Origin of the sequence: Mycobacterium paragordonae (assembly GCF_003614435.1) — a bacterium.
In the GTDB taxonomy this organism is placed as follows: Bacteria; Actinomycetota; Actinomycetes; order Mycobacteriales; family Mycobacteriaceae; genus Mycobacterium; species Mycobacterium paragordonae.
This window is the reverse complement of sequence record NZ_CP025546.1, coordinates 640,771-664,304: the sequence shown is the minus strand read 5'-3', so window position 1 is coordinate 664,304 and position 23,534 is coordinate 640,771. Positions and strand designations below refer to the sequence as shown.

At 67.6% G+C, this 23,534-nt stretch carries 21 protein-coding genes; 15 read left to right on the top strand and 6 right to left on the bottom strand.

Features of this window, described 5'->3' with window-relative positions; all coding sequences use genetic code 11:
* Nucleotides 1-3: 3 nt before the first annotated feature.
* Complete coding sequence (locus tag C0J29_RS03005) at nucleotides 4-585, bottom strand: VOC family protein (protein WP_065042867.1); 582 nt, start codon at nucleotides 583-585, stop codon at nucleotides 4-6.
* A 66-nt stretch (nucleotides 586-651) separates the two neighbouring features.
* On the opposite strand from C0J29_RS03005, the gene C0J29_RS03000 reads away from it, so the two are divergent.
* The 3 genes from C0J29_RS03000 to C0J29_RS02990 all read left to right on the top strand — a co-directional run bounded on the left by C0J29_RS03000 (nucleotide 652) and on the right by C0J29_RS02990 (nucleotide 4,633).
* Nucleotides 652-1,278 carry a TetR/AcrR family transcriptional regulator gene (locus C0J29_RS03000; RefSeq protein ID WP_120794516.1) on the top strand — a complete coding sequence of 209 codons (627 nt, stop codon included), beginning with the start codon at nucleotides 652-654 and terminating at the stop codon, nucleotides 1,276-1,278.
* Nucleotides 1,275-2,390: an alpha/beta hydrolase gene (locus C0J29_RS02995; protein WP_174814813.1), complete on the top strand. Its 1,116-nt coding sequence runs from the start codon at nucleotides 1,275-1,277 to the stop codon at nucleotides 2,388-2,390. Before C0J29_RS03000 ends, C0J29_RS02995 begins: the two co-directional genes overlap by 4 nt.
* A 68-nt stretch (nucleotides 2,391-2,458) precedes the next feature.
* The gene (locus C0J29_RS02990; RefSeq protein WP_065042869.1) at nucleotides 2,459-4,633 is read left to right on the top strand and encodes an acyl-CoA dehydrogenase family protein; all 2,175 of its coding nucleotides are present in this window, start codon (nucleotides 2,459-2,461) and stop codon (nucleotides 4,631-4,633) included.
* A gap of 98 nt (nucleotides 4,634-4,731) precedes the next feature.
* On the opposite strand, the gene fadD2 is transcribed toward C0J29_RS02990, so the two are convergent.
* Entirely contained in the window at nucleotides 4,732-6,537 is a 1,806-nt protein-coding gene (fadD2, locus tag C0J29_RS02985) for a long-chain-fatty-acid--CoA ligase FadD2 (protein WP_120791484.1), read from the bottom strand.
* Between the two features lie 69 nt (nucleotides 6,538-6,606).
* Between fadD2 and ligD the strand changes: the two genes are divergently transcribed.
* The 6 genes from ligD (at nucleotide 6,607) to C0J29_RS02955 (ending at nucleotide 12,611) form a co-directional block, all read left to right on the top strand.
* Nucleotides 6,607-7,863 (top strand): non-homologous end-joining DNA ligase, encoded by a 1,257-nt coding sequence (ligD, locus tag C0J29_RS02980; protein ID WP_065163003.1) that lies wholly within the window; start codon nucleotides 6,607-6,609, stop codon nucleotides 7,861-7,863.
* 36 nt (nucleotides 7,864-7,899) lie between these two features.
* Nucleotides 7,900-8,889, top strand: coding sequence for an ABC transporter substrate-binding protein (locus C0J29_RS02975; protein WP_120791483.1), 990 nt, complete (start codon nucleotides 7,900-7,902; stop codon nucleotides 8,887-8,889).
* 85 nt (nucleotides 8,890-8,974) lie between these two features.
* Entirely contained in the window at nucleotides 8,975-9,643 is a 669-nt protein-coding gene (locus C0J29_RS02970; protein WP_120791482.1) for a 5-oxoprolinase subunit B family protein, read from the top strand.
* An 11-nt stretch (nucleotides 9,644-9,654) separates the two neighbouring features.
* Complete coding sequence (locus C0J29_RS02965) at nucleotides 9,655-10,533, top strand: 5-oxoprolinase/urea amidolyase family protein (RefSeq protein WP_065163020.1); 879 nt, start codon at nucleotides 9,655-9,657, stop codon at nucleotides 10,531-10,533.
* 23 nt (nucleotides 10,534-10,556) lie between these two features.
* Nucleotides 10,557-11,090: a GNAT family N-acetyltransferase gene (locus C0J29_RS02960; RefSeq protein WP_120791481.1), complete on the top strand. Its 534-nt coding sequence runs from the start codon at nucleotides 10,557-10,559 to the stop codon at nucleotides 11,088-11,090.
* A 123-nt stretch (nucleotides 11,091-11,213) separates the two neighbouring features.
* Nucleotides 11,214-12,611: a nitrate/nitrite transporter gene (locus C0J29_RS02955; RefSeq protein WP_120791480.1), complete on the top strand. Its 1,398-nt coding sequence runs from the start codon at nucleotides 11,214-11,216 to the stop codon at nucleotides 12,609-12,611.
* Between the two features lie 15 nt (nucleotides 12,612-12,626).
* Here C0J29_RS02955 and C0J29_RS02950 read toward each other — a convergent pair whose 3' ends face one another.
* A complete protein-coding gene (locus C0J29_RS02950; RefSeq protein ID WP_120791479.1) occupies nucleotides 12,627-14,423 on the bottom strand; it encodes a PE family protein in 1,797 nt (598 codons plus the stop codon).
* 426 nt (nucleotides 14,424-14,849) lie between these two features.
* On the opposite strand from C0J29_RS02950, the gene C0J29_RS02945 reads away from it, so the two are divergent.
* Genes C0J29_RS02945 through C0J29_RS02930 form a run of 4 tightly spaced genes read left to right on the top strand, consistent with a single transcriptional unit; the run spans nucleotide 14,850 to nucleotide 18,630 of the window.
* Nucleotides 14,850-16,247 carry a nitrate/nitrite transporter gene (locus tag C0J29_RS02945; protein WP_120794515.1) on the top strand — a complete coding sequence of 466 codons (1,398 nt, stop codon included), beginning with the start codon at nucleotides 14,850-14,852 and terminating at the stop codon, nucleotides 16,245-16,247.
* Between the two features lie 34 nt (nucleotides 16,248-16,281).
* Complete coding sequence (locus C0J29_RS02940) at nucleotides 16,282-17,427, top strand: uroporphyrinogen-III synthase (protein ID WP_065042875.1); 1,146 nt, start codon at nucleotides 16,282-16,284, stop codon at nucleotides 17,425-17,427.
* A complete protein-coding gene (locus C0J29_RS02935) occupies nucleotides 17,424-18,134 on the top strand; it encodes a sirohydrochlorin chelatase (RefSeq protein ID WP_120791478.1) in 711 nt (236 codons plus the stop codon). The genes C0J29_RS02940 and C0J29_RS02935 overlap by 4 nt, the downstream gene beginning before the upstream one ends.
* 46 nt (nucleotides 18,135-18,180) lie before the next feature.
* Complete coding sequence (locus tag C0J29_RS02930; protein ID WP_065042877.1) at nucleotides 18,181-18,630, top strand: TetR/AcrR family transcriptional regulator; 450 nt, start codon at nucleotides 18,181-18,183, stop codon at nucleotides 18,628-18,630.
* On the opposite strand, the gene nirD is transcribed toward C0J29_RS02930, so the two are convergent.
* Nucleotides 18,627-18,995 carry a nitrite reductase small subunit NirD gene (nirD, locus tag C0J29_RS02925; RefSeq protein WP_120791477.1) on the bottom strand — a complete coding sequence of 123 codons (369 nt, stop codon included), beginning with the start codon at nucleotides 18,993-18,995 and terminating at the stop codon, nucleotides 18,627-18,629. The genes C0J29_RS02930 and nirD overlap by 4 nt on opposite strands.
* Nucleotides 18,996-19,019: 24 nt before the next feature.
* Nucleotides 19,020-21,581: a nitrite reductase large subunit NirB gene (gene nirB / locus C0J29_RS02920; protein WP_120791476.1), complete on the bottom strand. Its 2,562-nt coding sequence runs from the start codon at nucleotides 21,579-21,581 to the stop codon at nucleotides 19,020-19,022.
* A gap of 215 nt (nucleotides 21,582-21,796) precedes the next feature.
* On the opposite strand from nirB, the gene C0J29_RS02915 reads away from it, so the two are divergent.
* The gene (locus C0J29_RS02915) at nucleotides 21,797-22,234 is read left to right on the top strand and encodes an Hsp20/alpha crystallin family protein (RefSeq protein ID WP_120791475.1); all 438 of its coding nucleotides are present in this window, start codon (nucleotides 21,797-21,799) and stop codon (nucleotides 22,232-22,234) included.
* A gap of 63 nt (nucleotides 22,235-22,297) precedes the next feature.
* Here C0J29_RS02915 and C0J29_RS02910 read toward each other — a convergent pair whose 3' ends face one another.
* Nucleotides 22,298-23,053 carry an isocitrate lyase/PEP mutase family protein gene (locus tag C0J29_RS02910; RefSeq protein WP_065042880.1) on the bottom strand — a complete coding sequence of 252 codons (756 nt, stop codon included), beginning with the start codon at nucleotides 23,051-23,053 and terminating at the stop codon, nucleotides 22,298-22,300.
* Between the two features lie 139 nt (nucleotides 23,054-23,192).
* On the opposite strand from C0J29_RS02910, the gene C0J29_RS02905 reads away from it, so the two are divergent.
* Complete coding sequence (locus C0J29_RS02905) at nucleotides 23,193-23,489, top strand: hypothetical protein (RefSeq protein ID WP_065042881.1); 297 nt, start codon at nucleotides 23,193-23,195, stop codon at nucleotides 23,487-23,489.
* Nucleotides 23,490-23,534: the final 45 nt, after the last annotated feature.

Here is a 23,534-nt window from a genome sequence, read left to right as displayed (position 1 = left end):
CGGCTAGCGGGCCGCCGCCACCGGCGGGCGGCGGTCGGCGGCGGTCCTGGGCACCGCCGGAGTGTCCGCTTCGGTGAATTCCCTTACCCAGCAGGCAAATTCCAACATGATGCCGTCCGGGTCCTGAAAATAGAACGAGCGCACGTACACCCCGGGGTGCACCGTGGCGGACACCTGCATCGGGCTCTCGTCGTGGTTGAGCACCGGGCCGACCCGCACGCCCTTGTCCTTCAAGCGCTGCCGGTAGGCGTCGAACTTCTCGGCCGGCACGTGAAAGGCCAGGTGATTCATGGTGCTCACCGCGCTGGTGATGTCTCCGAGGCCCGGTAGCGCACCCGGTGACGAGATGCCCGGCACCCGGTCGGCCGCCTCGGCGAACCAGAAGAACGCCACGCAGTCTCCGTTGCCGGCGTCGAAGAAGAAGTGCTGCCCCGCGCCGCCGGGCAGGTCGAGTGACTTGATCAACGGCATGCCCAGGATGTTGCTGTAGAAGTCCACCGTGCGCTCCATATCCGAGCACACCAGCGCGACGTGGTTGATTCCGCCGAGTTCGAACTCGCTGTTGGTGTTGTGCGGCTTGATCATGGTGCGGCTCCCCTGGTTATGATCCGTACCTGAATCTAACATCAGATTCAGATTTTGGAGGTGCCGGTGACCGCGGCAGAACGGGCGGGGCCCCAGTTCCCCACGCACCGCGGCCGGCGCACCCAGGCCGCGATCGACGCCGCTGCCCGAAAGGTGATCGCGCGCAAGGGCATCCTCGCGACAACCATCGCCGACATCGCGGCCGAGGCCGGCCGCTCGGCCGCGTCGTTCTACAACTACTACGACTCGAAAGAGGCGATGGTGCGCCAGTGGGCGCTGCGTTTCCGCGACGAGGCCGGCGAGCGCGCCGCAGCGGTGACCGAGCACGGCCTGTCCGAACGCGAGCGTGCCCATCAGGCCGCCGCCGCGCACTGGCAGACCTACCGGCATCGGCTCGCGGAGATGATCAGCGTATCGCAGCTGGCCATGATCAACCCGGATTTCGCCGAATATTGGGCTGAGATGTGCTCGATACCAATATCTTTCATCACCGAGTCGGTCCGACGCGCCCAGCGGCAGGGCTACTGCCCCGACGACGACCCCCAGCTACTGGCCGAGGCGATCGTCGCCATGTTCAACCAGTTCTGCTATATCCAGCTCACCGGTCCCCGTGACCCGGATGACGAAGCGTGCATCCGGACGCTGGCCAACATCTACTACCGGGCCATCTACAGCGAGGAGCATCGCTCTTGACCGAGATCATTCGCGAATTCATCGGGCTGCCGTCGCCGACCGCCGGACGCGCCGGGGCCGGCGGGCATCCGTGCCAGGGCCTCTACCACCGCGCGGCCGGGCAACGGCCCAAAGTGGCGATGATCGCCACGCACTACCAGATCGATTTCTCCGAGCACTACATCGCCGAATATCTCGCCGCCCGCGGCATCGGGTTCCTGGGCTGGAACACCCGCTTCCGTGGCTTCGAAAGCAGCTTTCTGCTCGATCACGCCCTGGTCGACATCGGTGTCGGCGTGCGCTGGCTCCGCGAGACTGCCGGCGTCGAAACGGTTGTGCTGCTGGGTAATTCCGGTGGCGGCTCGTTGATGTCGGCCTACCAGTCCCAGGCGGTGGATCCCAACGTGACCCCGCTGGAAGGCATGCGGCCCGCCACCGGCCTCACCGACTTGGCCGCCGCCGACGGATACGTCGCCACCGCCGCCCATCCCGGACGGCCCGACGTGCTCACCGCGTGGATGGACGGGGCCGTCGTCGACGAGAATGACCCCGTCGCAACCGATCCCGAGCTGGACCTGTTCAACGAGAACAACGGCCCGCCCTATTCACCGGAGTTCGTTCAGCGCTACCGGGCCGCCCAGGATGCGCGCAACCACGCCATCACTGATTGGGCGGAAGCCGAACTCAAACGTGTTCGGGCCGCCGGCTTCTCCGATCGCCCATTCACGGTGATGCGCACCTGGGCCGACCCACGCATGGTCGACCCGACACTCGAACCCACCAAACGCCAGCCCAATTCGTGTTACGCCGGCCCGCCGGTGAAGGCCAACCGCTCCCCGCACGGCATTGCCGCGGCCTGCACGCTGCGCAACTGGCTGGGCATGTGGAGCCTGCGGGTGGCACAGACCCGGGCCGAGCCGCACCTGCGCCGCATCACCTGCCCCGCGCTGGTGATCAACGCCGAAGCCGACACCGGAGTCTTCCCGTCAGATGCCCGCCGCATCTACGAGGCGCTGGCCGGCACCGACAAATCGCAGGCATCCATCGACACCGATCACTACTTCACCACCCCGGGTGCTCGTGACGCGCAGGCCGACGCCATCGCGGCGTGGATCGGGAAACGGTGGGGCTAGCTGTCGTCGATCAACCCACTGGTTGTTAGCTTGGAAAGCGAACCCGCGAATCGATGGGAAGGCGACCAATGCCGATCGCGATCACCCCTGAACATCAAGACCTGGCCGACTCAGTGCGGTCTTTCGTGGCGCGGGTAGCGCCGTCGGAAGTGCTGCACGCTGCGCTGGAGACCCCGGTGCAGAATCCACCGCCGTACTGGCAGGCCGCGGCCGAGCAGGGCCTGCAGGGCGTGCACCTGGCCGAATCGGTCGGCGGGCAGGGATTCGGCCTGCTCGAACTGGCCGTCGTGCTGGCCGAATTCGGTCACGGAGCGGTGCCCGGGCCGTTCGTGCCGTCGGCGATCGCCAGCGCGCTGATCGCGGCGCACGACCCGGACGCCAAGGTGCTGGCCGAACTGGCGTCCGGGGCGGCCATCGGCGCCTACGCGCTGGATTCGGGACTGACGGCCACCCGGCAAGGTGACGTGCTGGTGATCCGCGGCGAGGTGCGCGCGGTGCCCGCCGCCGCGCAGGCCTCGGTCCTGGTGCTGCCGGTGGCCATCGACAGCGGCGAGGAGTGGGTGGTGCTGCGCTCCGAGCAACTGGAGATCAGGCCGGTGCGCAGCATTGACCCGCTGCGGCCTATCGCCGACATCTGTGCCAACGCCGTCGAAGTGGGCGACGACGTGGTGCTGGCCAACCTGAGCATGACGAAGGCCCACGCGCTGATGACGACGTTGCTGTCGGCTGAGGCGGTAGGAGTGGCGCGCTGGGCGACCGACACGGCGTCGGCCTACGCGAAGATCCGCGAGCAGTTCGGCCGGCCGATCGGCCAGTTCCAGGCCATCAAGCACAAATGCGCCGAGATGATGGCAGACACCGAGCGGGCCACCGCCGCGGTGTGGGACGCCGCTCGCGCCCTGGACGAGGACAGTGAGCATCTGGGGTTTGCCGCGGCGGTGGCGGCGACGCTGGCGCCGGCCGCGGCCCAGCGGGGCACGCAGGACTGCATTCAGGTGCACGGCGGCATCGGCTTCACCTGGGAGCACGACACCAACGTCTACTACCGCCGGGCCCTCTTGCTGGCCGCCTGTTTCGGCCGCGCCTCGGAATACCCGCAACGCGTGGTCGACACCGCCACCACCACCGGGATGCGCGCGGTGGACATCGATCTGGATCCCGCCACCGAGCAATTGCGGGCCGAGATCCGCGCCGAGGTCGCGGCGTTCAAGGACATGGATCGCGCCGAGCGCACCGTCGCGATCGCCGAGGCCGGCTGGGTGCTGCCGTACCTACCCAAGCCGTGGGGCCGGGCCTCGAGCCCGATCGAGCAGGTGATCATCGCCCAGGAATTCACGTCCGGCCGGGTCAAGCGGCCGCAGGTCGGCATCGCCGCCTGGATCATCCCGTCCATCGTCGCGTTCGGCACCGAGGAGCAGCAGCAGCGCTTCCTGCCACCGACCTTCCGGGGCGAAATGATCTGGTGCCAACTGTTTTCCGAGCCCGGAGCCGGGTCCGACCTGGCCGGCCTGTCCACCAAGGCGACCAAGGTGGACGGCGGCTGGCGCATCACCGGGCAGAAGATCTGGACCACGGCTGCCCAGTTCTCCCAGTGGGGTGCCCTGCTGGCCAGGACGGATCCGAACGCTCCGAAACACAACGGCATCACCTACTTCCTGCTCGACATGAAGAGCGAGGGGGTGACGGTCAAGCCGCTGCGCGAACTCACCGGGCAGGAGTTCTTCAACACCGTCTATATCGACGACGTTTTCGTGCCGGACGAATATGTGCTGGGAGAGGTGAACCGGGGGTGGGAGGTCAGTCGCAATACCCTTACCGCTGAACGGGTTTCGATCGGCGGTAGCGATTTGAACTTCCTGGCCAGCCTGCCGCAGTTCGTCGAGTTCGTGCGGGACGGCCACTTCGATCAGGTCGCCCGCCACCGCGCCGGCCAGTTGATCGCCGAGGGTCACGCCGCCAAGGTGCTCAACCTGCGTTCCACGCTGCTGACGCTGGCCGGTGGCGACGCGATGCCGTCGGCCGCGATCTCCAAACTGCTGTCGATGCGCACCGGCCAGGGCTACGCCGAGTTCGCGGTGTCGTCCTTCGGCACGGACGCGGTGATCGCCGATCCCGACACCCCGCAGGGCAAGTGGGGCGACTATCTGCTGTCCAGCCGGGCCACGACCATTTACGGCGGCACCTCGGAGGTGCAGCTCAATATCATCGCCGAGCGCCTGCTGGGACTACCGCGCGACCCGTAGACCCCTAGACCCCTAGACCTCTAGACCCGTCGCGTCGAGATTGCAGCCGCGGTCGCGATCACGCGCGAATCGCGACCCTGACGGCAATCTCGCTGCGGCTACTCAGATTTGGCGTCGTCAGATTTGGCGTCGTCCGATTTAGCGTCGTCAGATTTGGCGTCGTCCGATTTACCCTTGCCCGAATCCTTGGCGAGGTCCTTGGCCTTGTCCGCCGCCTTTTCCTTATCGTCGACATCCAGCTCGCGCAGCTCGCGCTTGAGGATCTTGCCGGTGGGGTTGCGCGGCAGCTCGTCGAGAAAGATGACCTCGCGCGGCACCTTGTACCGGGCCAGCTCTTCCTTCACGTGCTTCTTGAGGGTGTCCTCGTCGACATCCGAGCCGTCCTTCTTGACCACGAAGGCACGCAGCCGGTGTCCCCAGTCCTTGTCCTCGACGCCGATCGCGGTGGCCTCCACCACCTCCGGATGCCCGCTGAGGCAGTCCTCGACCTCGGCCGGGAACACGTTCTCGCCGCCGGAGACGATCATCTCGTCGTCACGCCCGCTGACGTACAGCAGGTTGTCCTCGTCGAAATAGCCGACGTCGCCGGAGGACATCAGGCCGTCGATGATCTGCTTGTGTCCGCCGCCGGTGTACCCCTCGAACGGGAAGGCGTTGCCGACGAAGATCCGCCCCACCTCGCCCTGCGGCTTCTCCTTGCCGTTGTCGTCGAGGATCTTGACCTTGACGCCCTTGACGACGGGCCCGACGGTCGCCGGGTTCTTCTCCAGGTCCTTGGGACCGGCGATGGTGGCGAACGCGATCTCCGTGGAGCCGTACATGTTGTAGATGACCGGGCCGAAGTCCTTGAGCGCGCGCTGGGCCAGCTCTGCACCCAGCTGTGAGCCGGACACGAAGATGATCTTCAGGTGCGACAGGTCTGGCTTCTTGTCCATCTTCTCGATCGCGTCCAACAGGCGCGACAGCATCACCGGCACCACGACCATGGCCGTCGCCTTGTGCTTCTCCAGGTCCTCGAGCACCATCGGCGGCTTGAACTTGCGGCGCAGCACCAGCGTCGAGCCCAGGAACATCGCGATGGTGGCGTGCAGGTAGCCCAGCGCGTGGAACATCGGCGCGGGCAGCGAGGTGATCTCGTTGGCCTTGAACGGCACGTGCGACAGGATGCCGCCGACCGGCGCCAGCGTCGGCGGGGTGCTGCGGTTGGCGCCCTTGGGGGTCCCGGTGGTTCCGCTGGTCAGGATGATGATCGACGCGTGCTTGCTGGCCTTGGGCGCGGGGTCTTTGCTGCTGCGCTTGATCAGGTCGGCCAGCGTCTCGTCGCTGCTGCCTGAGTCCTCGTCACTGTCCGGGTTGGTGCCCAACGCCCTCAGCTTGCCCAGCTCTGGCTCGGCCTTGCTGACGACCTTGGTGTACTCGTCGTCGTAGATGATCACCTTGGCGCCTTCGCGCTCGGAGACCTCTTTGACCTGCGGTCCGGAGAATTCGCTGTTGAGCAGGATGATGCGGGCGCCGGCCCGGGCCGCGCCGTAGTTGGCGATGACGAACCACCGGGTGTTGCGGGCCAGGATGGCCACCCCGTCCCCGCCCTTGACGCCCATTTCGATCAGGCCGTTGGCCACTGCGTGGGCGGCCTCGTCGAGCTCCTGGTACGTCATCGAGCCCTCTTCGTCGATGACAGCCCGGGCGTCGGGGTGGCGCCGCGCGTTCAGCGAGGGCAGCATGCCGAATTCGCCCCACTTGGCGATATCGGCTGCCATGGCCGCGGTCTTGAGGGGCGACTCGATCTTGAACGCGCCCGCTTCGAAGATCTTGCGCACGTAGTGCAGTTCGGCAGCGCCGCGTTCGACGTACTGCTGAATCTTGGCAGGGATCTGCCCGGGCAGGTCGCTGAGGTTAGGCATGTTCCTCACCATATGTGACGGAGGTCGCAAAGCGATCGGTAGGTTTCTCCCGAATTACCATCGAGTTCTATGACCAAACCCGTGTCGCTGGAGGTGACCGGCCGCGAGGTCACCGTCACGCATCCGGACAAGGTTGTTTTTCCTGATCAGGGCATCACCAAGCTTGACCTGGTGCGCTACTACCTGAGCGTGGCCGACGGCGCGCTGCGCGGGGTGGCCGACCGCCCGATGATCCTCAAGCGCTTCGTCAAGGGCATCACCGAAGAGGCGGTGTTCCAGAAGCGCGCGCCGGCCAACCGCCCGGACTGGGTCGATGTCGCCACGTTGCGTTACGCGTCCGGCACCTCGGCCGACGAGGCCGTCATCCACGACGCCGCCGGCCTGGCCTGGGTGATCAACACGGGTTGCGTCGACCTCAACCCACATCCGGTGCGCGCCAACGACCTCGAGCACCCCGACGAGCTGCGGGTCGACCTGGACCCGATGCCCGGTGTGGACTGGCGGCGCATCGTCGACGTCGCCCTGGTGGCCCGGGAGGTTCTCGAGGACTACGGCCTGACCGCCTGGCCCAAGACGTCGGGGTCACGCGGCTTCCACGTCTACGCCCGCATCGCCCCGCACTGGCCGTTCACCCAGGTGCGGCTCGCCGCCCAGACCATCGCACGCGAGGTGGAAAGGCGGGTGCCCGATCTGGCCACCAGCCGGTGGTGGAAGGAGGAGCGCGAGGGCGTGTTCGTCGACTTCAACCAGAACGCGAAGGACCGCACCGTCGCCTCCGCTTACTCGGTGCGCGCCACCCCCGATGCCCGGGTGTCCACACCGCTGCGCTGGGACGAGGTGGCCGGGTGCCGTCCGGAGGAATTCACCATCGCGACGGTGCCCGACCGGTTCGCCGAACAGGGCGACCCGTGGGCGGGCATGGACGACCTGGTCGGTTCAGCGGCAGGCAGCCTGGACCAGCTGTTGGCACTGGCCGAAGAGCTGGGCCCGCCGGAGAAGGCGCCGCGCGGCGCCAAGAAGTCTGCCGATGGCCGGCGGCAATCGGTGATGCCGTTGATCGAGGTCGCCCGCACCAAGACCAAAGACGAGGCGATGGCCGCGCTGGACACGTGGCGGGAGCGTCATCCCACCGCGGCCGCGCTGCTGGAGCCGGTCGACGTGCTGGTCGACGGCATGCGCGGGCCCAGTTCGATCTGGTACCGGATCCGGATCAACCTGCAGCACGTACCCGCTGACCAGCGGCCCGCGCAGGAGGAACTGATCGCCGACTATTCGCCCTGGGACGGCTATAAACCAAAGCGCGGCACGGGAAAACAGGCCACGTAACTGACGGTCCGGTAAGACACGCGATACTCTCTCGCTGTGCTGCAGGGATGGAGTCGGCGGGGATTTTTGCAGGCCGCCGGGGTTACTGGGCTCGCCGGACTGGTTGCTGCGTGCTCCGAAAACAAGCCGGCGCCCGGATCGGCCGGCGGCGGGTCGGTGACGGTCACCCACCTGTTCGGTCAGACCGTCGTCAAGGAACCGCCGAAGCGGGTGGTGAGCGCCGGCTACACCGAACAGGACGACCTGCTGGCCGTCGGGGTGGTGCCGATCGCGGTGACCAACTGGTTCGGCGACCAGCCGTTCGGCGTGTGGCCGTGGGCGCAACCGAAACTCGGTGCGGCACAACCCGTTCTGCTGAACCTGGACAACGGGATACCGGTGGACCAGATCGCCGGGCTCAAGCCGGACCTGATCGTGGCGACGAACGCCGGCCTGGACGCCGACACCTACCAGAAGCTGTCCGCGATCGCGCCGACCATCGCCCAGTCCGACGGCGACGCGTTCTTCGAACCGTGGAAGGACCAGGCCACCGCCATCGGCCAGGCAGTATTCCAGGCCGACCAGATGAAAACCCTGGTCAACGCCGTCGACAGCAAATTCACCGACGTCGGGCAGAAGAACCCGTCCTGGAAAGGCAAAAAGGCGCTGTTGATGCAGGGGCGCATCTGGCAGGGCACGATCGTGGCGACCGCGGCGGGTTGGCGCACCGACTTTCTGAACCAGATGGGCCTGGTCGTGGCCGACAGCATCAAGCCCTACGTCAGGGATCACCGGGCGGTGATACCCCGCGATCACATCAAAGACGTGCTGGATGCCGCCGACGTGGTGATCTGGTCGACGGAGAGCCCCGAGGAAGAGCAGGCGCTGCTGGCTGATCCCGAGGTGGCCGCCGCGCAGGTGACCGCGCAGAAACGCCATATCTTCACCGGCAAAGACCTGGCCGGCGCGATCGCCTTCGCGTCGCCGCTGAGCTATCCGGTGGTCGCCGATCAGCTGCCGCCACAGCTGGCCAAGGTCCTGGGCTGATGACGCTCTGAGCGTTTGCTAAGGCACCTCTGGCAGTGCTGGAATTCGCTCGCGAACGGCTGGATTCCGGAGCTACCGTCGAAAGATGAGTGTGACGGAGATCACCGATTTCTCGAGGGGCCTCGACGTGGCAACCACCGTCATCGACTACGGCGATCAAGCGCTGATTCTGCAGTGCGACAGCACCGCCGAGGTTTTGGCGTGGACGGAGACGCTGCGGGCAGCGCGGTTACCCGGCGTGGTGGACATCGTCCCGGCCTCGGTCACCGTCCTGGTGAAACTCGACGGACCGCGGTTCCAGGGCGTGACCCGGCAGCGCATCAGAAGGTTGCGGGTGGCCGCCGACGCGACCGATCCCGGCCTCAGCGATCCGGCCGACGACATCGTGATCGACGTCGTGTACGACGGCCCTGATCTGGCCCACGTCGCCGGCCACACCGGGTTGAGCCCCGCGCAGGTCATCAACGCCCACACCGGCACCCGGTGGCGGGTGGGCTTCGGCGGGTTCGCCCCGGGCTTCGCCTACCTGATCGGCGGCGACGAGCGGCTCCGCGTGCCACGGCGGTCCGAGCCGCGGACCTCGGTGCCGGCCGGCGCGGTCGGTTTGGCCGGTGAATTCAGCGCGGTGTATCCGCGGCAGTCACCGGGCGGCTGGCAGATCATCGGTCACACCGACGCGGTGTTGTGGGACATCGATCGACCCGATCCGGCGCTGCTCACGCAGGGCCGGTGGGTCCGGTTCCGGGCTCACTGAGGGGGCGCGCCATGACACCCACCCTGGAAATCCTGCGTACCGGGCCGCTGGCGGTCGTTCAGGACCTCGGCCGCTCCGGACTCGCGCACCTCGGTGTCGGCCCGTCCGGGGCCGCCGACCGCCGCTCGCACACGTTGGCCAACCGGCTGGTCGCCAACCCCGACGACCGGGCCACCGTGGAAGTGACCTTCGGGGGCTTGACCGCCCGGGTTCGGGGCGGCAATCTCGACATCGCGGTGACGGGCGCCGACACCGATCCGACAGTCAACGGAATCATGTTCGGCACCAACAGTATTCACCACGTTCGCGATGGGCAGGTGATATCGCTCGGCACGCCGCGGGCCGGGCTGCGGACGTATCTGGCGGTGCGCGGCGGCATCTGCGTGACGCCGGTGCTGGGCTCGCGCAGCTACGACGTGATGTCGGCGATCGGCCCGTTGCCGCTGCAGGCCGGCGACGTGTTGCCGATCGGCGATCACACCCACGACTACCCCGAACTGGACCAGGCCCCGGTGGCCGCCATCACCACCGAAGCGGTCGAACTGCTGGCGATACCCGGACCGCGCGACGACTGGTTCGTCGACCCCGACATCCTGGTCCACACCGACTGGGTGGCCTCCGACCGCAGCGACCGGGTGGGCATGCGCCTCGTCGGCCGCCCGCTGCGGCATCGCGAACCGGACCGGCAGCTACCCAGCGAGGGCGCCACGCGCGGCGCCATCCAGGTGCCACCCAACGGGCTGCCGGTGATCCTGGGGCCCGATCACCCCGTCACCGGCGGTTACCCGGTGATCGGCGTGCTGACCGACGAGGACATCGACAAGGCCGCCCAGGTGCGGCCGGGGCAGCACGTGCGGCTGCATTGGGCGCGGCCACGGCGGGCGGGATAGACCCGACCTGGTAGAACAAGCACGTGCACACCGCACGTCTGGTCCACACGGCCGACCTGGACACTCACACCCGCCAGAGCATCTACCAGATGGTCACCACGGCGTTCGCCGGCGACTTCACCGACTCCGACTGGGAACACACGCTGGGCGGGATGCACGCACTGGTCTGGTACCACGGCGCGATCATCGCGCACGCCGCGGTGGTGCAGCGACGACTGATCTACCAGGATCGTGCACTGCGCTGCGGTTACGTGGAAGGTGTTGCGGTACGCGAAGATTGGCGCGGCCAGGGGCTGGTCCGCGCGCTGTTGGACGGGGTCGAGCAGGTGATGCGGGGCGCCTATCAACTCGGTGCGCTGAGCTCAACGGTGGACGCCCGCGGGCTGTACGCGGGCCGGGGGTGGCTGCCCTGGCTCGGCCCGACGTCGGTGCTGGCTCCCACCGGCCCGGCCCGCACTTCCGACGACGACGGTTCGATCTTCGTCCTGCCGGTGAGCGTGACCCTGGACACCTCCGTTGAGTTGATGTGCGACTGGCGCGATGGAGACGTCTGGTAAGTCTCACACCGCCTTAGGTGGTGGGGTGATGGGAAGTTCACACACCCGGGTCCCTGACGGAAGCGCTCGGGCAACAATGGATTTCTAGCGTGATCGGCAAGGTCGATGACGTTAGGAGTCTTCATGTTCGCCCGTCGTTCGCACGTTATCTCCGACTGGGATCCCGAAGATGTAGTCGCGTGGGAGGCAGGCAACAAGGACATCGCCCGGCGCAACCTGATCTGGTCGGTGGTCGCCGAACACGTCGGATTCTCCGTCTGGTCGATCTGGTCGGTCATGGTGCTGTTCATGCCGGCGTCGGTGTACGGATTCTCCGCCGGGGACAAGTTCCTGTTGGGTGCCACGGCAACGCTGGTCGGCGGCTGCCTGCGGTTCCCGTACACCTTCGCCACCGCGAAGTTCGGTGGCCGCAACTGGACCATCTTCTCGGCGGTGGTCCTGCTCATTCCGACCGTCGGAACGATTGTCCTGCTGGCCAATCCGGGTCTACCGCTGTGGCCTTATCTGGTGTGCGCCGCGCTCGCCGGGCTCGGCGGGGGCAACTTCGCCTCCTCGATGACGAACATCAATGCGTTCTATCCGCAACGGCTCAAAGGCGCGGCGCTGGCGCTCAACGCCGGTGGCGGAAACCTCGGAGTGCCGATGATTCAGCTGATCGGTCTGCTGGTGATCGCCACGGCCGGCGACCGCCGGCCGTACTGGGTCTGCGCGGTATACCTGGTGCTACTGGCAGTGGCCGGTATCGGCGCGGCGTTGTACATGGACAACCTGAAGCAGTACCGCATTGAGATGGACACCATGCGCAAGGTGCTGGCCGAGCCGCACACCTGGGTGATCTCAACGCTTTACATCGGCACCTTCGGCTCGTTCATCGGGTTCTCCTTCGCATTCGGTCAGGTGCTGCAGATCAACTTCATCGCCGGCGGCCGGAGCACCGGGCAGGCCGCCCTGCACGCCGCCCAGATCGCTTTCCTGGGGCCACTTCTGGGCTCGCTGTCACGGGTGTATGGGGGCCGGTTGGCCGACCGCGTCGGGGGCGGGCGGGTCACCCTGGGCGCATTCTGTGCAATGATCCTCGCCGCCGGAATACTGGTCAGCGTCAGCACTTTCGGGGATCACCGCACCGGGCCCGCGCCGACGTCGACGATGATCGGTTACGTGGTGGGCTTCGTGGCGCTGTTCATCCTGTCCGGAATCGGCAATGGCTCTGTATACAAGATGATTCCGTCGATCTTCGAGGCCCGCAGCCACTCACTGCCGGTGAGCGAAGCCGAGCGACGGCAGTGGTCACGTTCGATGTCCGGCGCCCTGATCGGATTCGCCGGGGCCGTCGGCGCGCTGGGCGGTGTCGGCGTGAATCTCGCCTTGCGCCAGTCTTATTCGAGCAGCGGCACCGCCACGGGAGCCTTCTGGGCCTTCGTCGGGTTCTACCTCGCCGCGTCGGCGCTGACCTGGCTCATCTACGTGCGCAGGCCCCTTGCGGCGCCCGGTCACAGCCGCACCGGTCTGGCTTACGTTTGATTTTGAGAGTCTGGCTCAGGCGCGCTTGAGCCCGGTCGTGCCATTGGCCCCGTCGTAGGCCGGCCCGCCGGCACCGTTCGCCCCCGCGGTGCCGTCGCGCCCGGTCGTGCCCAGTCCCAGCCCGGCGGCACCGCCGGTACCCGCACCGCCGTGCGAGCCACCGAGGCCGCCGACGCCGCCGTCCCCGACGCTTCCGGCCGCACCGGACCTGCCGAGCAGACCGCCGCGGGCACCTGCGCCGCCCTGGCCGGCTTCGCCGCCGCTGCCACCGTCGCCACCGTGGCCGGCGTCGCCGCCCTGGCCGCCGTTACCGCCGGACGCAAGGCCCGAGACCGCACCCGCATTGCCGCCCGCGGCGCCGTCCCCGCCGTTGCCGCCCAGTCCGCCGCCACCACCGGCGCCCCCCGCGCCACCGTGGCCGCCCGCCCCGCCGTTGCCGGCCAGCCACCCGCCGGCACCGGCATTTCCGCCGGCACCACCGGCCGCACCGCTACCGCCTCGCCCGCCATCGCCTCCGTCGCCGCCCGCTCCGCCGTTTCCGCCGGATGCGTTGCCGTTGGAGTTGTACGCCGCGTTGGTGGAGTTCGAATCGATGGTCGCGTGGCCGCCGCCGGCGCCCCCGGCGCCGCCGCCCGAACCGCTACCCCCGGCGCCGCCGGTGCCGCCGATGCCGCCGTCACCGCCGTTGCCGACCAGGAAGCCGCCGCGGCCCCCGTCACCACCGGCGCCGCCGACGCTACCGCTGCCCTGTCCGTCCAGGCCTGCGCCACCGGCGCCGCCGTTACCGCCCAGGCCGGCCACGGCCGCACCGGTACCGGTCGCCCGGGCGTAACCGCCCGCACCGCCGTCTCCGCCATCGGCCCCGCCTGCGCCGCCGGCCCCGCCATTACCGCCATTGCCGGCCACGGGACTGGTGGTGAAGGCCCCGGCCTTCGTGACGTCGGCGTTGCCGCCGCTACCGCCGCTACCCCCGTTGACCCCCGACGGCCCGGGTTGTCCCGATCCGCCGTTGCTGCCGGTGACGTGACCCGCCTTGTCCACCTGGTTGCTGCGGCCCGCTGCGCCGTTGAGGCTCGAATCGGTGGTCGACGCCGGGTTGACGGCGTCCGCACCGGACATTCCGGCCCCGCCGTGCCCGCCGCTGCCACCCGCGCCCCACAGCCCGGCGCTGCCACCGGCGCCCCCGTGGCCACCGGCCATGCTGACCGACGTCGCGGCGCCTCCGCCGCCGCCGCTTCCTCCGTCGCCGTACCACCACCCACCGCGGCCGCCGGTTCCTCCGGTGGCACCGGCACCGCCCGTGCCGCCGGTGCCGCCGTTGCCGATCAGCCCTGCCGCGCCGCCCGCGCCGCCGGCCTGGCCGGTCCCGCCCGATCCCCCGTTGCCGCCGTTGCCCAACAGAATCCCGCCCGCCGCACCGTTGGCGCCCGAGCCCGCGGCGCCGTCCGCGCCGTTGCCGATCAAGGGGCGGCCCACCAGCGCCTGGGTCGGCGCGTTGATGACGTTGAGGACTTGCTGCAGCGGCGACACATTGGCGGCCTCGGCCCGCGCGTAGGTGGTGGCGTTCAAACTGAGGGTCTGCACGAACTGGTCGTGGAAGGCCGAAACTTGAGCGGACAGGCTCTGATAGGCCTGACCATGCCCGGAGAACAGCGCCGCTAACGCCGCCGACACCTCGTCGGCGCCCGCTGCTAGCACTTCCGTTGTCGACGCGGCTGCCGTTGCGTTCGCGCAGCGCAATGCCGAACCGATATTCGCCAGGTCCGCCGCTGACGACGAAAGCGCTTCTGGGGCAACGAGTAGATACGACATTGTGATCCGTTCCCTTACCTGTGGTGGCCGATGCCGGGGCTCGCTGACCACTCTGGTGTGGCGCCGGCCACACGTCTCTACGGCGGCTGGGGGAATCTGGGGATGAAATTTCCTCCCCCTATTGGGGGAGCAGCAGGGCGGCGGTGCCGACTGTGAATTTCACGGCTCGACGCGCCGCCGAAGCGTCGCCAGATTCCCGCGCGGCGCCAGGGATCGACCCGGGACGCGTGTAGCGAATGTCACTCGAATACGCCGGTTTTCGAGGTTTACAGGGACCTGCCAGACAACTGGGACGCAACTTTCAGTCGATCTGGACCCTTCTGAGTTGACTGCCTTCAGCGCCCGATGTGAGCATCGAAACCGACCTTGGCGCAAGCCTCTTCATTCAGCGGCGCCGTCGAGGTGCCCGGAAAGGTGCACAACCTCATGGGCCGCAACCATCGCATCGAGAACTGGAATCCCGAGGACACGGCGGCCTGGAACGCCGGAAACGACAAGATCGCCAGGCGCAACCTGCTCTGCACGATGGCCGGCGATCACATTGCCTTCTCGATCTGGTCCCTGTGGTCGGTAATGACGCTGTTCATGCCCGCATCAGTGTACGGATTCTCGGCCGGCGACAAGCTGCTGCTGGGAGCCGTCGCCACCCTGATCGGCGGCTGCGCACGCATTCCCTACACCCTCGGCATCGCCAGGTTCGGTGGCCGCAACTGGACCACGTTCTCGGCGTTCGTGCTTCTTGTTCCCACCGCCATGACCATCGCGCTGCTGGCCCACCCCGGCCTGCCGCTGTGGCCATATGTGTTGTGCGCGGCCATGACCGGCCTGGGTGGCGGCAATTACGCGGCATCGTTGGCCAACGTCAACGCGTTCTATCCGGAGCGGCTGAAAGGTGCAGCGCTGGCCGTCAACGCGGGGGTGGGCAATCTCGGAGTCGCGGTGATCCAGCTCGTCGGCCTGTTGGCCTTCGCCACGGCCGGGCATCGGGCGCCGTACTGGGTGTGCGCGATTTACCTTGTGCTGCTGGCGATCGCGGGTATCGCCGCGGCACTGTTCATGGACAATCTCGAGCACGGCATTCAGCTGAACACGTTGCGCTCGGTGCTGTTCGTGCGGCACACCTGGGTGATCTCCCTGCTTTACATCTGCACCTTCGGCTCGTGGATCGGGTTCGCGTTCGCGTTCGGCCAGGTGTTGCAGGTCAACTTCGAGGAACACGGCGAAACCGTCAAGCACGCGTCGCTGCACGCCGCTCAGATCGCCTTTGTGGGGCCGCTATTGGGCTCGCTGGCGCGGATTTACGGGGGCCGCCTGTCCGACCGCATCGGCGGAAGTCGGGTCACCCTGGGCGTTCTCGCCGGCATGATTCTGGCGGCCGGCGTGCTGGTAGCCATCAGCACCCACGACGACGTCGCACCGGGCACCGGCAGTTTCACGCTGATCGGTTACGTGGCGTGCTTCATGGCGCTGTTCATTCTGGCCGGGATGGGCAACGGGTCGGTGTTCAAGCTGATCCCGTCCATCTTCGAGGCACGCAGCCGCTCGCTGGATACCGGCGAAGCCGAGCGTCGCCACTGGGCGCGTGCCATGTCCGGTTCGTTGATCGGATTCTGTTCAGCGGTAGGCGCACTGGGCGGGGTGGGGATCAACCTGGCGCTGCGCGAGTCATACCTGCACAGTGGCACCGAGACCTCGGCCTACTGGACGTTCCTGGTGTCCTACGTCTTCGCCGCGTGGCTCACCTGGGTGATGTACGTGCGCCGTCCCGGCACACCTGTGACGCAGAACGCAGACGAGGGCAATGCTGCAGCAATTGCCAGGTAACGCTTCGGAAATGAGCCTGGCATACAAAGGACATATGGCCCAGTCACCGTCTGCGCCACTCACTGGCTACCGCGTCGCAGTCACCTCAGCGCGTCGCTCAGAAGAGTTGTGTGCGCTGCTGAATCGTCATGGGGCGGAGGTCTTCGCCGCCCCCGCGATCAGCATGATCGCGCTGCCCGATGACGATGAATTGCACTGCAACACCGAAGCATTGATCGCCGCACCGCCGGACATCATGGTGGCCCACACCGGCATCGGCTTTCGCGGCTGGGTGGCCGCGGCCGAAGGATGGGGTCTGGCGACCGAACTCGTCGACTCGTTGTCGTCAGCGCGGGTCATCTCGCGGGGACCGAAGGCAACCGGCGCACTGCGCGCTGCCGGACTGCGTGAGGAATGGTCACCCGAATCCGAATCGTCGCACGAGGTCCTGGAATACCTGCTCGAGACGGGGGTCGACGGCAAGCGCATCGCCGTACAGTTGCACGGCGCGGCGGACGGCTGGGATCCGTTTCCGGAGTTCCTGGGAGGTCTGCGCGACGCGGGTGCCGAGGTTGTCCCGATCCGGGTATACCGTTGGAAGCCAGTTCCATTGGACGGCGAGTTCGATCAGCTGGTCGCCGGCATCGCCCGGCGGCAGTTCGACGCGGTGAGCTTTACGTCGGCCCCGGCGGCCGTGGCGGTGCTGGAGCGCAGCCGCGACCTGGGCATCGAGGACCAGGTGCTGGCCGCCTTCCGCAGCAGCGTGCACGCGATGTGTGTGGGCCCGGTGACATCGCGGCCCCTGATCCGGCACGGTGTCCCGACATCGTCACCGGAGCGAATGCGGTTGGGCGCCTTGGCACGTCATATCGCCGAGGAACTGCCGTTGCTCGGTTCGTGCAGCGTCCGGGCCGCCGGCCATCTGGTCGACATCCGGGGTACCTGCGTGCTGGTCGACGGGTCGGTCAAGACGGTGTCCGGCTCGGGCATGGCGATACTGCACGCCCTGGCACATCGTCCCGGAGATGTGGTCGGTCGCGCGGAACTGCTGCGGCTGCTGCCCGGCAACGGCGGTGACACGCATGCGGTGGACACCGCCGTGCTTCGGTTGCGAACGGCGCTGGGCGACAAGAACATCGTCGCCACCGTGGTCAAGCGGGGTTACCGGCTGGCCCTCGACGGAGAGCACGACGCGGCATGAGCCTCATACTGACCGCCCACGGCACCCGCCGGCCGGCCGGCGTCGCCATGATCGGCGACCTCGCGGCCCGGGTGGCTGAACTGCTCGACCGCAGTATCGCGGTGGCGTTCGTCGACGTGCTGGGACCCACACCCAGCGAAGTACTCTCGGCCGTGCACGCCAGGCGCGAGCCCGCAATCGTGGTGCCCGCGTTCCTTTCTCGCGGCTATCACGTCCGCGCCGACCTGCCCGCACATATCGAGGCCAGCGGACACCCGAATGTCGTCGTCACCCCGGCACTCGGGCCGGGGCCGGGCATCATCCGGATCATCCACCAGAACCTGGTGGAAACCGGTTGGCAACCCGGGGATTCGGTGATTCTCGCCGCGGCGGGCACGTCCGATCGCCGCGCCCGCGCCGACTTGGATCTCGCGGCGACGTTGCTGTCAACGCTGACCGGGGCGCCGGTCGAACTGGGATTTGCAGCGACCGGCACTCCTACCATCCGCGATGCCGTCGCCGCCGCGCGTCGCCGGGGTGCGCGCCGCGTGGTGGTCGCGTCCTATCTGCTGGCCGACGGCCTGTTCCAGGAGCGGCTGGATCACTGCGGCGCCGACCTCGTGACGCGGCCGCTGGGCACCCATCCCGGGGTCGCCCGTTTGGTGGCCGATCGGTTCCGGAACGCCGCCGACCCCGCGGTCAGAACGCTCTACCAGCGGACGGCGTGATCAACGACACTTGATGTTTGTGGGTATCCCGGGTAATCCTGGCAACATGGCCCGCAACGAAGAGCCCTCGCGAGGACTCCTCGACGATGTGGCGAAGATGCTCCGGTTACCTTTCCGGACACCGGAGTTCATCGACCGCATCTTCACCGGGAGTGTCAACCAGGTAGGCCGCCGCACGCTCTACATGCTGATCACCACGTGGGATGCCGCCGGCGGCGGGCCTTTTGCCGCGAGTGCAATCGCGTCGACGGGCCTGTCCAAGACCGCCGAGATCGTTCAGGGAATGCTGATCGGTCCGGTGTTCAACCCGCTGCTCAAGATGCTGGGGGCTGACAAGATCGCCGTCCGCGCATCGCTGTGCGCTTCGCAGTTGGTAGGGCTGGGAATCATGCGCTACGGCGTGCGTTCCGAGCCGCTGCACTCGATGACGGTGGAACAACTGGTGGACGCCATCGGCCCGACGATGCAGCGCTACCTCGTCGGCAAGATCGACTAGGCAGCCATCCGCGCCGCGAACCGCCCGACCTGAATACTGCCGTCGGCGGTGACCCGGACCGGGTAGACCGGCACCGAAACCCGCTCGTCGTCCAGGCAGGAGCCGTCGTCCAGCGCGAAAGCCTGCTTGAGGATCGGTGATTGAACGACGGCACGGCCGGCGCGGTCACCGACGATGCCGCGGGACAACACCGCCGCATTCGAGAACGGGTCGATGTTGCCGATCGCGTACACCGATCCGTCGTCGAGCCGGAACAGCGCGGCCTGCGCGCCGTCGTCGAGCAGCACCCCGACGCCGCGTCCCGGAATGAGGTGGTCGTACCGGCAGGCGGTGGTCCACGCCTGGATGTCGTTGACGATAGTCATGATTGATTCCCTCCCTAGCTACAGCTATCCGCGAACCCGCGGAATACCAATGGGCACCGGCACTTTGCGCCCGGAACGTTCGGTGAACGTCACCGTCGGGTCGACGGCGCCCGGGGCGTTGACGAACGAGACGAACCTGGAGAGCTTGTCCGGATCCTCCAGCACGCCCTTCCACTCACACTCGTAGTTCGCGACGTGGCGTTCGATGGCGGCCTCGAATTCCCCGGCCAGTCCCAGCGAGTCGTCACACACCACCTCGCGCACGTGGTCCAGTCCGAGTGATTCCACCCATGGCGCGGTCCGCTGCAACCGGTCCGCCGTGCGGATGTAGTACATGAGGAATCGGTCGATGTAGCGGACCAGCGTGGCGGTGTCCAGGTCGCCGGCCAGCAACTGGGCGTGCTTGGGGGTCATCCCTCCGTTGCCGCCGACGTACAGATTCCACCCCTGCTCGGTGGCGATGACCCCGACGTCCTTGCCGCGGGCCTCGGCGCACTCCCGTGCGCAGCCCGAAACGCCGAGCTTGATCTTGTGGGGTGCCCGCAGTCCGCGGTAGCGCAGTTCGAGGTCGATGGCCAGCTGCACCGAATCCTGTTGGCCATAACGGCACCAGTCGCTACCGACGCAGCTCTTCACCGTCCGCAGCGCCTTGCCGTAGGCATGACCCGACTCCATACCGGCGTCGACCAGCCGCTTCCAGATCGCCGGCAACTGGTCCACCCGGGCACCGAACATGTCGATCCGCTGGCCGCCGGTGATCTTGGTGTAGAGCCCGAAATCCTGTGCGATCTGGCCGATCAGGATCAGGTGCTCGGGCTTGATGTCGCCACCGGGCACCCGCGGCACCACCGAGTAGCTGCCGTTGCGCTGGATATTGGCCAGGAAGTGGTCGTTGGAATCCTGCAGCGAGGCCTGCTCGCCTTCCAGGATGTGGTCGGATCCGGTGGAGGCCAGGATGGACGCGACGACGGGTTTGCAGATGTCGCAACCCTTTCCACGGCCGAAGCGCTCCAGCAGACCGGAGAAGGTGCGGATCTCGGTGGCCGAGATGATCTGGAACAACTCCGCCCGCGACTGCCCGAAGTGCTCGCACAGCGCCTTGGACTGCGCCACGCCCTCGGCTTCCAGCAGTTGCTTGAGCAACGGAACGCACGAGCCGCACGAGGTGCCGGCGGCGGTGCGGGACTTCAGCGCCGGGACGTCGGCGCAGCCGTCGGCGATGGCGCACTTCAGGTCGCCCTTGCTGACGTTGTTGCAGGAGCAGATCTGGGCCGAATCCGGCAGTGCCCCAATGCCCAGAGCACCGGCGGCACCGGCCGACCCGGCGGGTGCGATGAGCGCCAACGGGTCACCGGGCAGCTCGCTGCCGACCATCGGACGCAGCACCCCGTACGCCGACGCGTCGCCCACCAACACGCCGCCGAGCAACGTCCTGGCATCGTCGGAGAGCACCAGCTTGGCGTAGGTGCGGTTCACTGCGTCGTTGATGACGACTTCGAGGCAGTTCTCCGTGCTGCCCATCGCATCTCCGAAGCTGGCGACGTCGACGCCGAGCAGCTTGAGCTTGGTGGACAGATCCGCCTCGGGAAATTCCGCGGTGCCGTCGACCAGCCGGTCGGCCACCACCTCGGCGCTGGTGTAGCCCGGTCCCACCAGGCCGTAGCACCGGCCCTCGATGGCGGCTACCTCGCCCACCGCGTAGATGTCGGAATCGCTGGTGCGGCAGGCCAAGTCGGTGAGGACGCCGCCGCGCGGAGCGATGTCCAGCCCGGCGGCCCGGGCCAATTCGTCGCGGGGCCGGATGCCGGCGGCGAAGATCACCACACCGGCATCGATCACCCGGCCATCGGAGAGCCGCACCGTCAGCGATTCGGAGCCGTCCGAATGCGCAACGGAATCAATCGATTCGGTGCCGGTTCCGACGTGGATGTCGATCCCGAGATCGCCGATCATCCGGGCCAGCAGAGCGCCGCCGGCCTCGTCGATCTGCTGAGCCATCAGCCGCGGCATCATCTCGACCACGTGCGTCGGTAAACCGAACTGGCGCAACGCGTTCGCCGCCTCCAGGCCCAGCAGACCGCCGCCGATGACCACGCCGGCCCGGCCGCTACCGGACTCGACCGCGCGCTGCGCGCCGGTGCGGATGGCGTCGAGGTCGTCGAGGGTCCGGTACACGTGGCAGGAAGGCAGGTCGTGGCCGGTGACCGGAGGGACGAAGGCATAGGACCCGGTCGCCAGCACCAGGGCGTCGTAATCGTGGACCCGGCCGTCGGAGGTGACGGCTGTCTTTGCCGCACGGTCGATTTCGGTGACGCGGGTGTTCAGCAGCAGTTGCACGTGGGGGTCGCCGGCATAGTCGTTGCCGGGCAGGGCCAGCAGGCTGCGGTCCCAGGTCTCGGTGTATGAGGTCAGGCCGACGCGGTCGTAAGCGGCATCGGCCTCTTCGGCCAGCACAGTGATTCGCCACGCCCCGTTGGTGTCTCGGGCGCGTAGCGCCTCGACGAACCGATGGCCAACCATGCCGTGGCCGACCACGACGACGCGCCGGGCAGCAGCGCGCGCGGGAGTACTTCCGGCAGAGGACATGTCACGAGACTACGAACTCGATGTTGCCGGGAATGACGCGAAATGTGACGCATTCATCACGCCGTCCTCACAGCTGGCAATCGCCTGTGTGACGGCGTTCGCTCTGGGCGAACGGCCAGGTGGAACTTTAGCGTAGGGCACTCATGTTTTACCGGGTAGCCGACCACCACAGCGTCGGGCACAGCTAACTCACAACGAAGAGTAAGGAGTCACCCATGAGCAATCTCGCCTTGTGGTCGCGTCCGGCGTGGGACACCGACCGATGGTTGCGGGACTTTTTCGGTCCGGCATCCGCCGACTGGGTCAAGTCTGCTACCAGCGGATTTAACCCGGCAGCCGAGATTTTGAAGGAAGGCGATGACGCGGTAGTCCGGTTGGAACTGCCGGGCATCGATGTCGAGAAGGACGTCAACGTCGAGGTGGACAAGGGCCGCCTGGTCATCCATGGCGAACACCGCGACGAACACGCGGAAGAGGAACACGGCCGCACGCTGCGGGAGATCCGGTACGGGTCGTTCCGCCGGTCGTTCCAGCTTCCGGCGCACGTCACCGGCGAGGCCATCGCGGCGTCGTACGACGCGGGCGTGCTGACCGTGCGGGTCACCGGCGCCTACGCCGGGGCGCAGCCGCAGCGCATCGCCATCACCAAATAGCCCGACCGGACACAGAGGCCCCCGCACGCCCGGCGTGCCGGGGGCCTTTGTGACTGCTCGGGATCAGCGCCAGCGGGCGAGCAGTTCGTTCGCCCGGGCCGACAGCGCGTATTGCAGGAACGGGCCGAAGCTGATCCGCGCCACCCCGAGCGGGGCGAACGACGCCGGGTCGTCCTGGTCCGGCATCGCGATCGCGTTGACCGGCAACGGCAACTCAGTTGCCAAGCGCCGCAACGTCTCCGAATCATGGCGACCCACCGGGTACAGCACGTCGGCCCCCGCCTGGGCCGCTTCGGTGAGCCGCGCCACCGCCAGGTCGACCCGGCTCGCGGCGTCCCCTTCCTGGCGCAGGAACACATCGGTGCGGGCGTTGATCACGACGTGAACCCCGGCCGCGTCGGCGGCCGAGCGCAACTGGCTCACCAGTTCGGCATGTTCGGCCGAGGACCGCAGCCGCCCGCCTTCGGAGTGCACGGTGTCTTCGATGTTGAGTCCGACAGCACCGACCCCCAGCAGGCCCTCGATGAGGCGGGGTGCGGGCTGTCCGTAGCCCGACTCGATGTCGACCGAGACCGGCAGGTCGACCGCCGCGGTTATCTGCGCGACTCGCGCCTGCACGTCGTCGAACGACATGCCCTCGCTGTCGGGTTTGCCTACGGAGTCCGCGAGCGGGTGACTACCGACCGTGAGCGCCGCGAATCCGGCATCCGCGGCCAACTTCGCCGACCAGGCATCCCACACCGTGGGCAACACGACCGGATCCCCCGGTCGGTGAAGTTGCAGCAACACCCGGGCTTGTTCGGCCAGTTCCAGCGGCATGGGCACAAAGTCACTTTCTTGGCGGCCGGAGTCACTTTCTCGGCGGCCGGACCCAAGTTGTCGGGTGTCCGGCTCCGACAGCGGATAGTATCGGCTGACGTACTGTGATCCGTAACACCTTCGGCCCAGGGAGCATCGATTGTCCACCGCCACTGAACTCTCCGAACTGCACGACCTGATGCGGGGCCTGCGGCGGTGTGTGACCTCGCTGAAGTCACGCTACGGAGACAATCCCGCCACGCGCCGCATCGTGATCGACGCCGAGCGAATCCTCACTGACATCGAATTACTCGACAGCGATGTCGCGGAATTGGACCTGACCCGGGCCACCGTCTACCAATCCAGCGAGAAGATCGCCATCCCGGACACCCAGTACGACACCGACTTCTGGCGCGATGTCGACGACGAGGGTGTCGGAGGTCACAGCAGGTATTAGCGGCCCACCGGCTTGAGACGCCCGACTAAGGAGCGGGCGTTCATT